The sequence below is a fragment of the Gordonia terrae genome, assembly GCF_001698225.1.
Lineage (GTDB): Bacteria > Actinomycetota > Actinomycetes > Mycobacteriales > Mycobacteriaceae > Gordonia > Gordonia terrae.
Genome location: NZ_CP016594.1, coordinates 2642872 through 2660324, shown reverse-complemented (window position 1 = coordinate 2660324; position 17453 = coordinate 2642872). Strand labels below are relative to the sequence as shown.

General features: G+C 68.6%; 17 protein-coding genes. 1 reads left to right on the top strand and 16 read right to left on the bottom strand.

Features of this window, described 5'->3' with window-relative positions; all coding sequences use genetic code 11:
• Positions 1–43: 43 nt before the first annotated feature.
• From metK to BCM27_RS12010, 15 genes are all read right to left on the bottom strand, one after another.
• A complete protein-coding gene (metK, locus tag BCM27_RS12080) occupies positions 44–1252 on the bottom strand; it encodes a methionine adenosyltransferase (protein ID WP_004021985.1) in 1209 nt (402 codons plus the stop codon).
• 89 nt (positions 1253–1341) lie between these two features.
• Entirely contained in the window at positions 1342–2613 is a 1272-nt protein-coding gene (gene coaBC, locus BCM27_RS12075) for a bifunctional phosphopantothenoylcysteine decarboxylase/phosphopantothenate--cysteine ligase CoaBC (RefSeq protein WP_004021986.1), read from the bottom strand.
• A gap of 13 nt (positions 2614–2626) precedes the next feature.
• The gene (gene rpoZ / locus BCM27_RS12070) at positions 2627–2926 is read right to left on the bottom strand and encodes a DNA-directed RNA polymerase subunit omega (RefSeq protein WP_004021987.1); all 300 of its coding nucleotides are present in this window, start codon (positions 2924–2926) and stop codon (positions 2627–2629) included.
• 41 nt (positions 2927–2967) lie between these two features.
• Complete coding sequence (gmk, locus tag BCM27_RS12065; protein WP_004021988.1) at positions 2968–3585, bottom strand: guanylate kinase; 618 nt, start codon at positions 3583–3585, stop codon at positions 2968–2970.
• A 52-nt stretch (positions 3586–3637) separates the two neighbouring features.
• On the bottom strand, positions 3638–3952 hold the full coding sequence (gene mihF, locus BCM27_RS12060; protein ID WP_004021989.1) for an integration host factor, actinobacterial type: 315 nt from the start codon (positions 3950–3952) through the stop codon (positions 3638–3640).
• Positions 3953–4458: 506 nt separating this feature from the next.
• Positions 4459–5289 carry an orotidine-5'-phosphate decarboxylase gene (gene pyrF / locus BCM27_RS12055; protein WP_004021990.1) on the bottom strand — a complete coding sequence of 277 codons (831 nt, stop codon included), beginning with the start codon at positions 5287–5289 and terminating at the stop codon, positions 4459–4461.
• The gene (carB, locus tag BCM27_RS12050) at positions 5286–8621 is read right to left on the bottom strand and encodes a carbamoyl-phosphate synthase large subunit (protein WP_004021991.1); all 3336 of its coding nucleotides are present in this window, start codon (positions 8619–8621) and stop codon (positions 5286–5288) included. Before carB ends, pyrF begins: the two co-directional genes overlap by 4 nt.
• Positions 8621–9808: a glutamine-hydrolyzing carbamoyl-phosphate synthase small subunit gene (carA, locus tag BCM27_RS12045; RefSeq protein WP_004021992.1), complete on the bottom strand. Its 1188-nt coding sequence runs from the start codon at positions 9806–9808 to the stop codon at positions 8621–8623. The genes carB and carA overlap by 1 nt, the downstream gene beginning before the upstream one ends.
• Complete coding sequence (locus tag BCM27_RS12040) at positions 9805–10479, bottom strand: PH-like domain-containing protein (RefSeq protein ID WP_004021993.1); 675 nt, start codon at positions 10477–10479, stop codon at positions 9805–9807. Before BCM27_RS12040 ends, carA begins: the two co-directional genes overlap by 4 nt.
• Positions 10476–11801 (bottom strand): dihydroorotase, encoded by a 1326-nt coding sequence (locus tag BCM27_RS12035; RefSeq protein WP_004021994.1) that lies wholly within the window; start codon positions 11799–11801, stop codon positions 10476–10478. The genes BCM27_RS12040 and BCM27_RS12035 overlap by 4 nt, the downstream gene beginning before the upstream one ends.
• A 31-nt stretch (positions 11802–11832) precedes the next feature.
• The gene (locus BCM27_RS12030) at positions 11833–12783 is read right to left on the bottom strand and encodes an aspartate carbamoyltransferase catalytic subunit (protein ID WP_004021995.1); all 951 of its coding nucleotides are present in this window, start codon (positions 12781–12783) and stop codon (positions 11833–11835) included.
• Entirely contained in the window at positions 12783–13367 is a 585-nt protein-coding gene (gene pyrR / locus BCM27_RS12025) for a bifunctional pyr operon transcriptional regulator/uracil phosphoribosyltransferase PyrR (RefSeq protein ID WP_033203415.1), read from the bottom strand. Before pyrR ends, BCM27_RS12030 begins: the two co-directional genes overlap by 1 nt.
• Before the next feature lie 118 nt (positions 13368–13485).
• Positions 13486–13962 carry a transcription antitermination factor NusB gene (gene nusB / locus BCM27_RS12020; protein WP_004020881.1) on the bottom strand — a complete coding sequence of 159 codons (477 nt, stop codon included), beginning with the start codon at positions 13960–13962 and terminating at the stop codon, positions 13486–13488.
• 3 nt (positions 13963–13965) lie between these two features.
• Complete coding sequence (efp, locus tag BCM27_RS12015; protein WP_004020880.1) at positions 13966–14529, bottom strand: elongation factor P; 564 nt, start codon at positions 14527–14529, stop codon at positions 13966–13968.
• Between the two features lie 21 nt (positions 14530–14550).
• Positions 14551–15660, bottom strand: a complete 1110-nt coding sequence (locus BCM27_RS12010) for a M24 family metallopeptidase (RefSeq protein ID WP_004020879.1) — start codon at positions 15658–15660, stop codon at positions 14551–14553.
• 96 nt (positions 15661–15756) lie between these two features.
• Between BCM27_RS12010 and BCM27_RS12005 the strand changes: the two genes are divergently transcribed.
• Entirely contained in the window at positions 15757–16287 is a 531-nt protein-coding gene (locus BCM27_RS12005) for a B-4DMT family transporter (protein WP_004020878.1), read from the top strand.
• 41 nt (positions 16288–16328) lie between these two features.
• On the opposite strand, the gene aroB is transcribed toward BCM27_RS12005, so the two are convergent.
• Entirely contained in the window at positions 16329–17444 is a 1116-nt protein-coding gene (gene aroB, locus BCM27_RS12000; protein ID WP_004020877.1) for a 3-dehydroquinate synthase, read from the bottom strand.
• Between the last annotated feature and the right edge of the window lie 9 nt (positions 17445–17453).

Below are 17453 nucleotides of genomic sequence, written 5' to 3'. Positions count from 1 at the left end.
CCGTGCTCCTTTGGGTGTCAGTGAGAGTACTTCCGCAGAGGGTCTACAGACCCGCGGCGGCCCGCAGCTTCTCCGCGCGGTCGGTCCGCTCCCACGGCAGGTCGACGTCGGTGCGGCCGAAGTGGCCATAGGCGGCGGTCGGCGCGTAGATCGGGCGCAACAGGTCCAGGTCGCGGATGATCGCGAGCGGACGCAGGTCGAAGTTCTCCTTGATGACGCGCTCGATGACGGCCGGATCGACCTTCTCGGTGCCGAACGTCTCGACGAACAACCCGACCGGTGCGGCCTTGCCGATGGCATAGGCGACCTGGACCTCGATGCGGTTGGCGAGCCCCGCCGCCACGGCGTTCTTGGCGACCCAGCGCATCGCGTAGGCGGCGCTGCGGTCGACCTTCGACGGATCCTTGCCGGAGAACGCGCCACCACCGTGGCGGGCCATGCCGCCGTAGGTGTCGACGATGATCTTGCGACCGGTCAGCCCGGCGTCACCCATCGGACCTCCGAGGACGAACTTGCCGGTCGGGTTCACCAGGAGGCGGTAGTCGGTGGTGTCGAGGGTCGGCAGGTCGATCTCGGCGAGTACCGCGTCGACGACCTGCTTCTTGATGTCCGGGGTGAGGAGGTTGTCGAGGTCGATGTCGGCCGCGTGCTGCGTCGACAGGACCACGGTGTCCAGACGAACCGGCGTGTCACCGTCGTATTCGATGGTGACCTGCGTCTTGCCGTCCGGGCGCAGGTACGGCAGCGTGCCGTTCTTGCGCACCTCGGTGAGGCGACGCGACAGGCGGTGGGCCAGCGCGATCGGCACCGGCATGAGCTCGGGGGTCTCGTTGGTGGCGTATCCGAACATGAGGCCCTGGTCGCCGGCGCCCTGGCTGTCGATCTCGTCTTCCGAGATGCCGCTGCGGCTCTCGTGCGAGTTGAAGACGCCGCCGGCGATGTCCGGGGACTGCGCACCGATGGCGACGTTCACGCCGCACGACGCGCCGTCGAATCCCTTCGTCGAGGAGTCGTAGCCGATCTCGAGGACCTTGTCGCGCACGATCTTGGGGATGTCGGCGTAGGCGGTGGTGGTGACCTCGCCGGCGACGTGCACCTGCCCGGTGGTCACGAGGGTCTCGACCGCGACACGCGCCTTGGGATCGTCGGTGAGGATGGCGTCGAGAATCGAGTCGCTGATCGCGTCACAGATCTTGTCGGGGTGTCCCTCGGTGACGGATTCGCTCGTGAACAGGCGTGACGAGGTGGTCATCAGATCCTCTCGAGATCTACGCGCGTCGGTGGTCGACGCGCCGCTGGCAGTGTCGGCCAGGTCCGACTGGCCGGGTGATTACATCCAACCTAATCGGTCGGTCGAGCTCCTCGACCATCAGGCACCAGTTGGCGCACTTCGTCAAGTATCCGGCTCGACATGAGTGTTTTCGACCCGAAGGGCAATGCGGTCTCGTCGCCGGTGGCGGCGAGCAACCAGCCGGTGTTGTCCTCGGTCCCGAAGGCCTTGCCGTCGCCGACGGCGTTGACGACGAGCAGGTCACAGCCCTTGCGAGCGAGTTTTGCGCGACCATGGTCGAGGACTCCGCCCGTCTCGTCGCCGGTCTCGGCGGCGAAGCCGACGATCACCGTCTCGCGGGGGATCCGGCCCTCGTCGCGGGCGGTGACCAGCCCGCGCAGGATGTCGGGGTTGGTGGTGAGTTCGATGGGCGCCGGGCCCGTGTCGCCCTTCTTGATCTTGGCGTCGGCGACGGCGATCGGGCGGAAGTCCGCGACCGCGGCGGCCATGATGACGACGTCGGCGTCGGCCGCGCGCTTGGTCATCTCGTCGGCGAGTTGCTCGGCGGTCGAGATCCGCACGATCGACACACCGGCCGGGTCACCCGGGTCGGCGGTGGACCCGGCGACGACGGTGACGCTCGCACCGCGTTGCGCAGCGGCGCGGGCAAGCGCGAAGCCCTGCTTGCCGGAGCTGTGATTGCCGAGGTAGCGGACCGGGTCGAGTGGTTCTCGGGTGCCGCCGGCACTGATGAGCACCCGGACCCCGGCGAGGTCGTATGGGAGTGCATCGGACCGGTCGAGGAGCAGTTCACCGACCAGTGCGATCTCCTGCGGATCCGGGAGGCGGCCGCGGCCGGAGTCGGTACCCGTCAGGCGCCCCGACGCCGGGGTCATCACGACCGAGCCGTGGGACCGGAGCGTCGCCACATTGGCCTGCGTGGCGGGGTGCTCCCACATCTCGGTGTGCATGGCCGGGACGAACAGCACCGGACAGCGGACGGTCAGCAGCGACGCGGTCAGCAGATCGTCGGCGCGTCCCTGGGCGGCGCGGGCCATGAGGTCGGCGGTGGCCGGGGCGATGACGACCAGGTCGGCACCCTGCCCGAGGCGGACGTGGGCGACCTCGTCGACGTCGTCGAACACGGTCGTGGAAACGGGATTGCCGCTCAGCGCCTCGAAGGTCGCCTTGCCGACGAACTCGAGTGCTGCCGGCGTCGGCACGACACGGACGTCGTTGCCGGCCTCGGTGAAGTGCCGGATCACCGAACAGACCTTGTAGGCCGCGATCCCGCCGCCGACGCCGATCAGGACGCGACGCCGGGTTCCGGTCGCTGTCGTCATCAGGGGGCCGGGACTATTCGCCCTCGGTGTGCTCGAGCAGGTCGGAGTGGATCTCGCGCATGGCGATCGAGAGCGGCTTCTCCTGGAGGCCGGGCTCCACCAGCGGGCCGACGTATTCGAGGATGCCGTCGCCGAGCTGGTTGTAGTAGTCGTTGATCTGGCGTGCACGCTTGGCCGCGTAGATCACGAGCGCGTACTTCGACGACGCGCGATCGAGCAGGTCGTCGATCGGCGGATTCGTGATGCCCAACGGCGTGTCGTAGGCCGGTGCGTCGGCGATCTCGGTGATGTCGAAATTGGTCGGGGTGCTCACACGAACTCCTGCGTCGAGGTCTGGGTGTCGGAAAGGGCCGGTCAGGTCGCGGATGCGGCCGGCTGTTCAGGTCCGACCAGCAAGGATACCAACTGATCGGCTGCTCGGTCGACTTCGCTGTTCACGATGACGTGGTCGAACTCGTCCTGAGCGGCCATCTCGGTGCGTGCGGTGGCCAGTCGGCGCTCGACGGCCTCGGGCGTCTCGGTGGCCCGGCCGGTCAGTCGGGACACGAGTTCGTCCCAGCTCGGCGGTGCGAGGAAGACGGTGACCGCCTCGGGGAGTCGGGCGACGACATTGCGTGCGCCGACCAGGTCGACCTCGACCAGAACCGGCTTGCCGGCCTCCAGTGCGGCCAGGACCGGGGCGATCGGGGTGCCCGAACGCTGCAGGCCGCCATGGATCTCGGCCCACTCCAGGAGCTCGTCGGCGGCGATCATCTTGTCGAAGTCGGCGGCGGAGACGAAGTGGTAGTCGCGGCCGTCGACCTCGCCGGGCCGCGGATCGCGGGTCGTCGCCGACACGCTGAAGTAGACATCGGGCATCGCGGCGCAGACCTTGGCGACCACGGTGGACTTGCCGACGGCCGAGGGGCCGACCAAAACGATCAGTCGACCCCTCGTGCGTCCGGTTCCCTCGCGGTCCGGGCGGTTGTTCACCGTCCGGACCCCGGGTTCGTCCCGCTGCCGTATTCGGTTCGGTTGCTCACGCTCAGGAGCTGAACTTCTCGAGCAGAGCCTTGCGCTGACGGTCGCCGAGACCGCGCAGGCGGCGGGTCGGGGCGATCTCGAGCTCGGTCATGATCTCCTGCGCCTTGACCTTGCCGACCTTGGGCAGGGCCTCGAGCAGGGCCGAGACCTTCATCTTGCCCAGGATCTCGTCGTTCTCGGCATCCTTGAGCACCTGCTGGAGATCGGTGCCACCGCGCTTGAGGCGCTCCTTGAGCTCCGCGCGGACACGACGAGCGGCAGCTGCCTTCTCCAACGCAGCGGCGCGCTGCTCATCGGTCAACTGGGGAAGGGCCACGGGGTTCCTCCGTCTTTCGTTCTCGAGTGGGACTGCATCGTTCGCCCAGAAGGGCGTCCGAGGCGCTGTTGCCGTGCGACCGCGGCTGGATCGCCATCGCCGGCCTGTCAGCCGGGTGTGCACCCGGCCGACGCCATCAAATGTTGGCGGCGAATGCGACCGTACCGACGTGAGCAGGCATTTGCGAGTGCGACCCCCCGTTTTCGCGGTCTTTTCTCATGTTGTAGGGCTCTCGGTGCGTTCACACGGGCACAGCACCGATTCACTGTTCTCGCCATCGCCCTGACTACGTGTTTTGCATCATCACCGCAGGTCAGCGCGGCATCGCGCAGCCAGCGGTTCGCTAGCAACGCGAAAGACCCGCGTCCGGACCCCGGACGCGCTGATACGCGTGTGACACGAGTGGTGTGACCTGAATTTCTGCGATTGAGGTGGGGGGTCGCGCGTGTCGCGCCGTCCGGGGCCGGCGGACGTGCGGGGTGACGGGCAGGCCCGCCACCGGTGTCTCAGCCCAGCGCGGCCTCGACCTCGTCGCGAGTCCTGACGAACGCGTCGCGCAACGAGGTCGGGTCCGGCCCGGCGCGAAGAACCCCGCGGGAACTGGCGGGCAGCACCCAGGCCGGATCGGCGCCGTCGAACACCACGGGCAGATCGGCGGCCGTGGCACCCTGGGCGCCCAGCCCGGGCGCCAGGATAGGGCCGCGTAATTCGGCGAGATCCAGGCCGTGTTCGCGGGTGGCTCCGACGACCAGCCCGACCGTCGCGGTGCCGTCGGTGTTCTCGGCCGCGGCGGCATCGACGATCGATTGCGCGACGGTCTGCTCCCCCGCTCGCGCCCGCTGGATGTCGCCGCCCTCGGGGTTGGACGTCCGCGCCAACACGAACACTCCGCGGGAGCCCTCGCGAGCGAGGTCGAGCGCGGGGCGGAGGGACTCGTAGCCGAGGTACGGCGACGCGGTCACCGAGTCGGCGCACAGCGGCGACGAGTCCGACAACCATGCCTGCGCGTAGGCGGCCATCGTCGAACCGATGTCACCGCGTTTGGCGTCGGCGACCACCAGCGCACCCGCATCCCGGCAGCCCGCGATGACCCGTTCGAGCACCGCGAAACCGGCCGCTCCGAACGGCTCGAAGAACGCGACCTGAGGTTTGATCACCGCGGCCACCGGCCCGAGCGAATCGACGCAGATGTCGGCGAAGCGGGACAGGCCGTCGACGGTGACCGGCAGCCCCCACTCCTCGAGCAGCGCCGCGTGTGGATCGATCCCCGCACACAGACGCCCGCGCTCGGCGACCACACGTGCGTAGCGGTCTCCGAACCCGGACGCGTCGATCACGACCGGCCGGCCAGGTCGGCGTGCCGATTCTGCAGTGACCGCACCCCGATGTCTCCGGTCATCGCGGCCTCGATGCCCTGCACGGCAGCGGAGGCCCCCTGCACGGTGGTGATACACGGGATGTTGACCGACACCGCCGCGCTGCGGATCTCGTAGCCGTCGACGCGCGGACCGGAGTTGCCGTACGGCGTGTTGATGACCATCGTCACCTCGCCGCCCCGGATGATGTCGACGATCGTGCGCTGCCCCTCGGCGGCCTCGAAGTGCTTGCGCACCGTCTCACACTTGATCCCGTTGCGCCGCAACACGTCCGCGGTGCCCTCGGTGGCCAGGATCTCGAAACCGAGGTCGGCGAGGTGCTTGACCGGGAAGATCAGCGCCCGCTTGTCCTTGTTGGCCACCGACACGAAGATCTTGCCGCTGGTGGGCAGAGACCCGTAGGCGGCGGTCTGCGACTTGGCGAAGGCGCGCCCGAAGTCGGCGTCGATGCCCATGACCTCACCGGTCGACTTCATCTCGGGGCTGAGCAGGTTGTCGACGCCGCTTCCGTCGTGTCGCCGGAACCGGTTGAACGGCAGGACCGCTTCTTTCACCGAGATGGGTGCGGTGGCCGGGGCCTCGCCCCCGTCGCCGGTGGCCGGCAGGATGCCCTGCTCGCGCAGGTCGGCGATCGACGCGCCGAGCATGACCCGGGCACATGCCTTGGCCAGCGGCACCGCGGTCGCCTTGGAGACGAACGGAACCGTCCGGCTCGCACGCGGATTCGCCTCGAGCACGTAGAGGATGTCGTCCTTCAGCGCGTACTGGACGTTGAGCAGCCCCTTCACGCCGATGCCCTTGGCGAGCGCCTCGGTCGAGGAACGCACCATCTCCAGGTCGGCGCGCCCGAGGGTCACCGGCGGCAACGCACAGGCGGAGTCACCGGAGTGGATACCGGCCTCCTCGATGTGCTCCATCACGCCGCCGATGTAGACCTCGTCACCGTCGCACAGGGCGTCGACGTCGATCTCCACCGCATCCTCGAGGAACCGGTCGACCAGCACCGGGTGATCCGGGGTCAGCTCGGTCGCCCGAGAGATGTAGTCCTCCAAGGACTTCTCGTCATAGACGATCTCCATTCCGCGGCCACCGAGGACATACGACGGCCGGACGAGCACCGGATACCCGATCCGGGCGGCCGTGTCGCGCGCCTCGGCGAAGCTCGTCGCGGTGCCGAACGCCGGCGCCGGCAGGCCGGCGGCGGTGAGGACCTTGCCGAACTCACCGCGGTCCTCGGCCAGGTCGATGGCGGCCGGACTGGTGCCGACGATCGGTACGCCGGCCGCCTCGAGCCGATGCGCCAGTCCGAGCGGGGTCTGTCCGCCGAGCTGCACGATGACTCCGGCGACCGTCCCCGACTGCGACTCGGCGTGGTACACCTCGAGCACGTCTTCGAAGGTCAGCGGCTCGAAGTACAGGCGATCGGCGGTGTCGTAGTCCGTCGACACGGTCTCCGGGTTGCAGTTGACCATCACGGTCTCGTACCCGGCCTCCGACAGCGTGAGCGCGGCGTGCACACACGAGTAGTCGAACTCGATGCCCTGTCCGATGCGGTTGGGGCCCGACCCCAGGATCAGGACCTTCTCCCGATCGGTCTGCGGTGCGATCTCGCTGGTCGCCGCCGGATCGAGCTCGTAGCTGGAGTAGTGGTACGGCGTCTTCGCCTCGAACTCGGCCGCGCAGGTGTCCACGGTCTTGTAGACCGGACGCACGCCCAGCTCGATCCGATGCGCGCGCACGGCCGCCTCGTCAGCGAAATCCGTACGCAGCGCGGCAATCTGACGGTCCGAGAAGCCGGTCGACTTCGCCTCGCGGAGCAAAGCCTCGTCGAGGGTGTCGGCATCGCGCAGCTCTGCTCCCAGAGCGGCGATGCCCCCGATCTCGGCGAGGAACCACGGGTCGATCGCGGTGGCCTCGTACAGGTCCTCGATCGTCGCGCCCGCGTCGAAGGCCAGCATCAGCTTGTACAGCCGACCGTCCTTCGGGGTCTTGATGTCCTCCAGCAGCGCGGGCAGGTCGACCGTGGCCGGGTCCGGGCGGTTCGGCTCGGCCCAGAATCCACCGGCCTTCGTCTCGAGCGAGCGCATGACCTTGCCGAGCGCTTCGGCGAAGCTGCGGCCGAGGCTCATCGCCTCCCCCACCGACTTCATGGTGGTGGTGAGCGTGTCGTCCGCGCCCGGGAACTTCTCGAACGCGAACCGCGGAGCCTTCACCACCACGTAGTCGAGCGTCGGCTCGAAGCAGGCCGGGGTCTCCTTGGTGATGTCGTTGACGATCTCGTCGAGGCTGTAGCCGATGGCCAGCTTGGCGGCGATCTTCGCGATCGGGAAGCCGGTGGCCTTCGACGCCAGTGCCGACGACCGCGACACGCGCGGGTTCATCTCGATGACGACGAGCCGGCCGTCGCGCGGGTCCTGCGCGAACTGGATGTTGCAACCGCCTGTGTCGACGCCGACCTCGCGGAGGATGTCGATGGAGAGGTCACGCATGATCTGGTACTCGCGGTCGGTCAGCGTCATCGCCGGGGCGACCGTCACCGAGTCGCCGGTGTGTACGCCGACCGGGTCGAGATTCTCGATCGAGCAGACGACCACGACGTTGTCGCGGTTGTCGCGCATGAGCTCGAGTTCGTATTCCTTCCACCCGAGGATCGACTCCTCGATGAGGACGTTGGCCGTCGGCGACGCGGCCAGGCCGCCGCCGGCGATGCGGTCGAGGTCTGCGTCGTCGTAGGCCATGCCGGAACCGAGGCCGCCCATGGTGAACGAGGGTCGGACGACCACCGGGAAGCCGAGTTCGGCGACGGTGTCGCGCACCTCGTCCATGGTGTGGCATACCCGCGACCGGGCGCTCTCACCACCGACCTTCTCCACGATGTCCTTGAACATCTGGCGGTCCTCGCCACGCTGGATCGCGTCGAAGTCGGCACCGATCAGTTCGATGTCGTACTTCTCCAGCGAACCCCGATCATGCAGTGCGACAGCGGTGTTCAGCGCGGTCTGCCCGCCGAGGGTGGCCAGCACCGCGTCGATGGGATGTCCGGCGTCGCGTTCGGCCTCGATGACCTTCTCCACGTACTCGGCCGTGATCGGCTCGATGTAGGTCGCGTCGGCGAATTCCGGGTCGGTCATGATCGTCGCCGGGTTGGAGTTCACCAGGGACACGCGCAGGCCTTCGGCCTTGAGCACACGGCACGCCTGGGTCCCGGAGTAGTCGAACTCGCAGGCCTGACCGATGACGATCGGCCCGGACCCGATGACCAGGACGTGGTTGATGTCTTCGCGGCGCGGCATCAGGCACTCGCTCCTTGGTTCTTGGTCTTGCGGGACTCACGGTCGCCCTCGAGCAGGGTGACGAACTTGTCGAACAGGTACGCGGCATCGTGGGGGCCGGCCGCCGCTTCGGGGTGGTACTGCACGGAGAAGGCGCGGCCGGAGAGCAGTTCGACGCCCTCCACGGTGCCGTCGTTGGCGCAGACATGGCTGACGCGGGCTCGGCCGAAGTCGGAGTCGAACTCCTCCCCCGCCTCGCCTTCGAGCGCGAAGCCATGGTTCTGCGAGGTGATCGAGACCTTGCCGGTGGCGTGGTCGACGACCGGGATGTTGATGCCGCGGTGTCCGAACTTCATCTTGTAGGTCGAACGGCCGAGCGCGCGGCCCAGGATCTGGTTGCCGAAGCAGATGCCGAACAGCGGGATGTCCCGACCGAGAACCCCGCGGGTGAGTTCGACGATGTCGTCGGCGGTGGCCGGGTCGCCGGGACCGTTCGAGAGGAAGACGCCGTCGGGCTCGAGGTCGGCGATCGCGTCGAGCGCGACCGTCGCGGGCAGCACGTGGGTGCGCACTCCCCGTTCGGCGAACATCCGCGGCGTGTTCGTCTTGATCCCCAGATCGATGGCGGCCACCGTGAAACGGTGCTGATCGAGGGGTTCGACGACGTAGCCGTCGCTGGTGGTGACCTCGTCGGCCAGCCGGGCGCCCTTCATGTCCGGCTGATTGCGGACCCGGGCGACGAGTTCGTCGGTGTCGGCCAGGGCCGGACCGGAGAAGATGCCGGCCTTCATCGAGCCGTGGTCGCGGAGGATGCGGACGACGGTGCGGGTGTCGATGCCGCCGATGCCGACGACGCCCTGGCGGTCCAGCTCCTCCTCCAGGGAGGTCGTCGCACGCCAGTTGGAGACGCGTCGGGTGGGGTTGCGCACGGCATAACCGGCGACCCAGATCTTGCCCGAGTCACCGTCGACGCCGGTGCTCCCGGCGCTACCGGTGCTCTCGCCGTCCTCGGTGTTCCAACCGGTGTTGCCGATCTGCGGCGCGGTGGCCACCACGATCTGCCGGTGGTAGCTCGGATCCGTCAGGGTCTCCTGATAGCCGGTCATCGCGGTGCAGAACACCGCCTCGCCAAGGGTCTCGCCGACTGCGCCGTAGCTCCGGCCGGTGAACACCTGACCGTTCTCCAGCACCAAGACCGCTGTGTTCATTCCTGTGCCCCTTGTCCCTGTGGACCGTGTCCACTGTCATGCGTCCCGGCGAAGGCGTTCACCCAGCCGGGGTAGATCGATTTGTCGTCGGCGCGCACCCCGGAGTCGATCTCGGTTCCGTTGGGCAGGACCCAGCGGATGGCGAGGACGCCGTCGGCGGTCATCACCTTGCCCGCGATGCCGCGCTCCGTCCGGACCGCGGTGACCGACTCGCGCGGAATCCAGATGTCACTCGCACCCTGGCGCGCGATGAGGATGCCTGTCTCGAATTCGGTCAGCACCGACGACGCACGATCACCGATGTCACCGACTGTCACCCGGTTCTGCCAGCTCGGCGCGACGGTGCTGCCGAGGTAGAGGCCGGTGTCCGGGCCTCGGAGCACTGTGCCCGGGTCGGCGGGGATCGTCGGGAGTGCACCGATGAGGTCGGCCTGCGCCGCGGTCTTCTTCCGGTTCCCCGTCACCAGCAGGTAGAACACCGAAAGGATCCCGATGGCGAGCAGTGCGACGGCGCCGATGAACCATGCGTTGAAAACGATCTTGCCGTATCCGAACAGCGAGGCGATCACCGAGGCGATGACCAGGACCGCGAGAATCCCCGGGATCAGTCCGCGCCTTGTCCTCGCGGGTCTGGTTCGGCCCGCTCGCTTCGCTCCCGGCGCCGGGGTCATCGGGTCACCTGCCCGTCGCGAGCGGTCACCACGCCGCGCAGCACGGTCGCGGTGATCGTGGCGGGCATGGTCATCGCTTCGAACGGGGTGTTGTCGGACAGGCTCGCCAGGTCGGGACCATGGACCACCCAGGGCGTGTCCGGATCGACAACGGCGAGGTTCGCGGGTTCACCCACCTCGATCGGACGGCCCTGATCGGTGAGCTCGACGATCTGCGCCGGTCGCTCACTCATGACCCGCGCGACGCCGCGCCAGTCCAGCAGGCCGGGCTTCACCAGGGTCTCCACGATGATCGGCAGCGCCGTCTGCAAGCCGAGCATCCCGGGCTTGGCCTGCGCGAATTCGCAGCACTTCTCCTGCGCGGCGTGCGGGGCGTGGTCGGTGGCCACACAGTCGACGATCCCCTCGGCGAGCGCCTGCCGCAATGCCTGCTTGTCGCGGACCTCGCGCAACGGCGGATTCACCTTGTTCACCGGGTCGTAGGTGTGCAGGACCGAGTCGTCGAGGAGCAGGTGGTGCGGTGTCACCTCGGCGGTGATCGCGATCCCCTGTTCCTTCGCCCACCGCAACAGTTCGACGGTGCCCTCCGTGGAGGCGTGGCAGATGTGGATACGCGCCCCGGCATCGCGCGCGAGAAGGGCGTCGCGGATGACGATGGACTCCTCGGCGGCGCGCGGCCAGCCCGCCAGGCCGAGACGCGAGGCCGTCGGCCCTTCGTTGGCGACCGCACCGACGGTCAGCCGCGGTTCTTCGGCGTGCTGGGCGATGAGGACCCCGAGCCCGGTGGCGTATTCCAGAGCACGACGCATCAGCAGCGGATCGTCGACGCACTTGCCGTCGTCGCTGAACATCCGCACGCCCGCGGCGCCGGCCGCCATCATGCCCATCTCGGCGAGCTGCTTGCCGCCGAGACCGACGGTCACCGCGCCGACCGGGTAGACGTCGACGAGCCCGACCTCGCGCCCCGACCGCCACACGTTGTCGGTGACAGTCGAGTTGTCGGCCACCGGGCTGGTGTTGGCCATCGCGAAGACGGCGGTGTAGCCGCCGAGCGCCGCGGCTGCCGAACCCGAGCGGATCGTCTCGGTGTCCTCACGGCCCGGCTCACGCAGGTGGGTGTGCAGGTCGACGAAGCCGGGCAGGAGCACTCCGCCCTTGCCGTCGATCACCTCGGTCCCCTCGGGTGCGGTGACCGCCGAACCCAGCTCGCTGATGACACCGTCGACGACGAGGACGTCGATCGGGTCTCCCTCGCCGTACGGGCGGACGGCTCTGATGAGGACGGACCCGGTCGGCGGTACGGATCCGGTTGTGGCGCTCACTGTCCAACTCCTGCAATGGTTGTGAGGGGGGTCATAGGTGGGCTCCCGCGGAATCGGAACCCACGAGCAGACGGAACAGGACCGCCATCCGGACGTGCACGCCGTTGCGGACCTGTTCGAGCACGGTGGCCTTGGGCGAATCGGCCACCGAGTAGCCGATCTCCATGCCGCGCAGCATCGGTCCCGGATGCAGGACGACCGCGTCATCGTGCAGCAGAGACAGTCGGCGGTCGTTCAGCCCGAACCGGACCGAGTACTCGCGGGCACTCGGGAAGAACCCGCCGTTCATGCGCTCGGCCTGGACCCGGAGCATCATGACGGCGTCGACGGCGGGGAGTTCGGCGTCGAGGCTGCCGGAGACGCTCACCGGCCACTGCTCGACCCCGACCGGCAGCAGGGTCGGCGGTGCGACCAGCACGACCTCGGCGCCGAGTGTCGAGAGCAGATGCGCATTGGACCGGGCGACACGGGAATGGATGATGTCGCCGACGATGGCGATGCGCCGACCGTCGAGTGATCCGAGGCGCTGACGCAGGGTCAGCGCGTCGAGGAGTGCCTGCGTGGGATGCTCGTGCGTGCCGTCCCCGGCGTTGATGACCGCGGGGCCGTCACCGTCGGGAGTCGTCGTCCAGTCGGCGATCTGGGCCGGCGCACCCGAGGCCGGGTGCCGGACGATCAGCGCGTCGGCGCCCGCGGCGTGCAGGGTCTTGGCCGTGTCGCGCAGCGACTCCCCTTTGCCCGCAGAGGAACTCGAGGCGCTGACGTTGATGACGTCGGCGCTCATCCACTTGCCCGCGACCTCGAAGGAGACCCGGGTACGGGTCGAGTTCTCGTAGAACACGGTCATCACCGTGCGCCCGCGCAGTGTCGGCAGCTTGCGCACCTCGCGCCCGGTGAGCGCCTGCTCGAAGCGCTCGGCGTCGTCGAGGAGAGCGGTGGCATCGTCGCGGCTGAGGTCCTGCGTCGACAGCAGATGCCGCATCACGAATCACTCTCCGCCGCAGCCGAACTCGATGCCGACGCGAGGACGACCTCGTCGATGCCGTCGTGCTCGACGAGATGGACCGAGACCTGCTCGTCCCGGGCCGTCGGGATGTTCTTGCCGACATAGTCTGCGCGCAACGGGAGTTCGCGATGGCCGCGGTCGACGAGGACCGCGAGCTGGACGGCCGCGGGACGACCGAGATCGCGCAGGGCGTCGAGCGCCGCGCGCACCGTCCGGCCCGAGTAGAGGACATCATCGACCAGGATCACGATGGCGTTGTCGACGCCACCCGCGGGCACCATCGTCCGCTCCAGCGGACGGTGCGGCTTGCCGCGCAGATCGTCGCGGTACAGCGTGATGTCGAGGTAACCCACCGGCACGTCGACACCCGCGAACTCACCGATCTTGGCACCCAGCCGGGTGGCGAGAGATGTTCCGCGAGTGGGGATTCCGATGAGAACGACGCGGGGTGCGTCGGGCGAGTCCAGAGCAGTCTTCTCGATGACCTGGTGCGCGACACGAGCAATCGTCCGCGACACGTCGGCGGCATCGAGCAGCACCCTGGGAGCGGGGCTGGCCAAAGCCGACCTCCTTCTCCGCCTCGCAGGACGGATCGTTAAAGGATGTCTGTCTCGCGACACTCTACACCGGGCGGCGACGCCGACGAATTCCCGCGACGTACGCCACACCCGGTGCGGATCAGTTCTGCTCCGGCCGTCCGGGTGCGGGTTCGGCGGACGCGGCCGCCCGGACCTGGGGAGCGAGTTCGGCGATCTTGGCCAGCACCCCGTTGACGAAGGCGGGCGAGTCGTCGGTGGAGAGTTCCTTGGCGAGCTCGACCGCCTCGTCGACGACCACGATCGTGTCGACGTCGAGCGAGTTGAACAGCTCCCAGGTCGCCAGGCGCATGATGGCGCGGTCGACGGCAGGGAGCCGTTCGAGGGTCCAGTCACGCAGATACGACGAGATGACCGCGTCGATCTGGGACTGATCGTCGGCCAGTCCCTGGATCACGGTCGCGGTGTAGTCGTGGATGGAGCCGACGCTCTCGTCCGATCGGACGTACTCGCGTCGTTCGGTGACCAGCTGGGCGGGACTGACGCCCTTGGCCTCCGCCTCGAAGAGGAGGTCCACCGCGCGGCGTCGGGCCTTGTGTCGGGTTCCGGGTTGTTTCACAGGTCAGGAGTTGACGCGGCCGAGATAGCTGCCGTCGCGCGAATCGACCTTGAGCTTGTCCCCGGTGTTGATGAACAGCGGCACCTGGATCTCGGCTCCGGTCTCCAGCGTGGCGGGCTTGGTCCCGCCGGTGGAACGATCGCCCTGCAGGCCGGGATCGGTCTGGGCGACGATCAGCTCGACGGTGACCGGCAACTCGACGAACAGCGGATTGCCCTCGTTCAGCGAGACCTGCACGGTCATGTTCTCCAGCAGGAAGCGCGCGCCGTCGCCGACGGTGGCCGGCGGCAGCGAGAACTGCTCGTAGTCCTGCGCGTCCATGAACACGTAGTCGGTGCCGTCGTTGTAGAGGAAGGTCATGTCACGACGGTCGACGGTCGCGGTCTCGACCTTCACGCCCGCGTTGAAGGTCTTGTCCACGGTCTTGCCGCTCAGCACGTTCTTGATCTTGGTGCGCACGAACGCGGGACCCTTGCCCGGCTTCACGTGCTGGAACTCCTGGATCTGCCAGAGCTGGTCGTCCATGCGCAGCACGAGGCCGTTCTTGAAGTCGGCGGTGGATGCCATGTGGTTTGTGTTCCCTTGCAGTCAGATGACGGTGAATGTCTTGTCGGTGGCGGTCAGCAGGTCGGGGTCGCCGTCGGTGACCACCAGTGTGTCCTCGATCCGGACCCCGCCCCATCCGGGCAGGTACACACCGGGCTCCACGGTGACCGCTGCACCGCATGGCAGTGTACCCGCCGCGAGTTTGCCGATTCCCGGCGCTTCGTGGATCTCCAGCCCCACCCCATGGCCCAGGCCGTGCACGTAGTGCTCCCCGTGCCCGGCGCGGTCGATCACGTCGCGCGCCGCCGCGTCGACCGAACGGAGGTCGGCGCCGGGGGTCAGCGCCGCCCGGCCGGCGGCCTGCGCGGTCTCGACGAGCTGGTAGAGGTCACGCTGCCACGACGCGGCGCGGCGCAGGACGAAGGTCCTGGTCATGTCCGAGTGGTACCCGCCGACGACGGAGCCGAAGTCGATCTTGACGAGGTCGCCGTCGGCCAGCGCGGTGTGCGTCGGCCGGTGATGCGGGATCGCGGAGTGGGCGCCGGCCGCCACGATGGTCTCGAACGCGATCCCGTCGGCCCCGAGGCGGTACATCTCCCATTCGAGGGCCCGCGCGACCTCGCGTTCGGTCGTCCCGGCCCGCAGGACGCCGTCCGCGATGATCTGCGCCAGGGCCGCATCCCCGATCGCGCACGCCGCCCGGAGCAGCTCGATCTCCCCCGACTCTTTGACGGCCCGGAGGTTCTGCACCAGACCGGACGTGCCGATCAGTTCGACCCCGGAGTCCCCGACGGCGGCGGAGAGTGCCCGGTGCCCGGCCACGGTCTCGGTGTCGGACTCGAAGCCGATTCGATCGGCCCCGCCGGAGCGGGCGTGATCGACGAGGGCCCGCGCCACGGCGCGTTCGATGATCGGTTCGACGTCTGGCACCTGCTGGGCGACCTGGGTGAGATAGCGGCCGTCGGTGGCGATGCGGTCACCCGCCGGGTCGTCCGCATCGATCAGCACAGCGGCATTGGAGCCGGTGAAACCCGTCAGATAGCGGACGTTGACGAGGTCGGAGACGACGAGGAACGAGACCGGGTCGTCGGCGGCCCGCAGTTCGGTACGCAACCGGGCGCGACGCCCGGCCGTGTCATGGTTGATCGGCACCCCAGCCACGCTACGGCGGGCACCCGAACCGCGCGAACCGGACCACTTCGACCAGGTGTGTCCGCTGTCACCACCACCGTGCGTAAGATGACGCGCATGTCTTCGTGGTTGGTGCGCGGTCTGACGATGACCGCAGTTCACGTCCTCGCCCGGGTGTTGCTCGGATTCGCAGTGGTCCAGGCGCCGCTGAACTCCACCGTCTGGCGCACCATCGCGATCGCCGTCGTCGTCCTCATCGCCCTGCTGTGGGGTGGTTACGACGGCATCCGTGACGCGCGCGCCAACCCGGACCCCGACGACTACGAGGACCTCACGGTGCGGTGGCTGCAGGCCGGTGTCCTGGCCGGCGTCCTCGCCGGACTGATCTCCTGGATCCTCGGCACGGTCGTCCTCGCCGGGATCGGACAGGCCAGCCTGTTCGTCGAACTCGTCGCGGGTGCGTCGTTCACCGCGCTGCTCGTCTTCGTCCCGGCCTTCGTCGGCGCGGCCATCGGCCGCTTCCTCGTGCGGCGCGACCAGAACAAGGGCGCCGCCGACGACGACTGGTCGGTCCACGAGGATCGCTCGACCCATCACGAGGACGGCATCCCCGCCGACGCGGACGCGCCGACCCAGCGCATTCGCTGAGTCGGCGCAAAGGGTGACCGGCAGCTGACCGGGCGTCAGGCCTACAGCAGCACCGACGTGCTCTTCGCCGCCGGGCCACCCGCCACCGCGGAGTAGGCGGCCGCGATCAATCCGGGGTCGGGACCCTCGAGACGACCCGGCTTGGCCAGGCCGTCCAGGACCACGAAGCGCAGAACGCCCGAGCGGTTCTTCTTGTCTCCCGCCATGCCCTGCAGGAGATCGGCGAACGCGTCGGGGTCATACGTCGTGGGGAGCCCGACGAGATCCAGGATCGCCTTGTGCCGATCCGCCGTGGCGTCGTCGAGGCGGCCGGCCAGGCGCGAGAGCTCGGCCGCGAACACGAGGCCCACCGACACCGCCGCGCCGTGACGCCACCGGTAGCGCTCCCGCCGCTCGATCGCATGTCCCAGGGTGTGGCCGTAGTTCAGGATCTCGCGCAGCGACGACTCCTTGAGATCGGCCGACACCACATCCGCCTTCACCTGAACCGAGCGCCGGATGAGATCGGGCAGCACCGGCGACGTCGGGTCGACGGCGGCCTCGGGATCCGCCTCGATGATGTCGAGGATGGTGGGATCGGCGATGAACCCGGTCTTGATGACCTCGGCGAGTCCGGCGACGATCTCGTTGCGCGGGACGGTCTCCAGGGTGCCGGTGTCGATGAGCACGGCGTCGGGTTCGTGGAACGACCCGACGAGGTTCTTGCCGGCCTCGGTGTTGATGCCGGTCTTGCCGCCGACGGCGGCGTCGACCATCGCCAGCAGCGTCGTCGGGATGTGGATGACCCCGATGCCGCGCATCCAGGTGGCCGCGACGAAGCCGGCGAGATCGGTGGCGGCGCCACCGCCGAGGCTGATGACCTTGTCGTTGCGCTTGAGGCCGATGCGGCCGAACACCTCCCAGCAGAAGGACGCGACCGACAGGTCCTTACCGGCCTCCGCATCCGGGATCTCCACGCGATGGGCGTCGAATCCCTTGCCCGCCAGGTACTCTCGGACCTGCTCGGCGGTCTTGGCCAGCGGCGGCTGATACAGGATCGCGATGCGGTCGGCGCCCTGTGCCGCGGCGGCCACCTCGCCGAGGAGTCCCCGGCCGATGGTCACGTCATAGGGCGCGCCGGCGTTGACCCGGATGGCGATGGGTTCGGTTTCGGACATTCTCGGCTT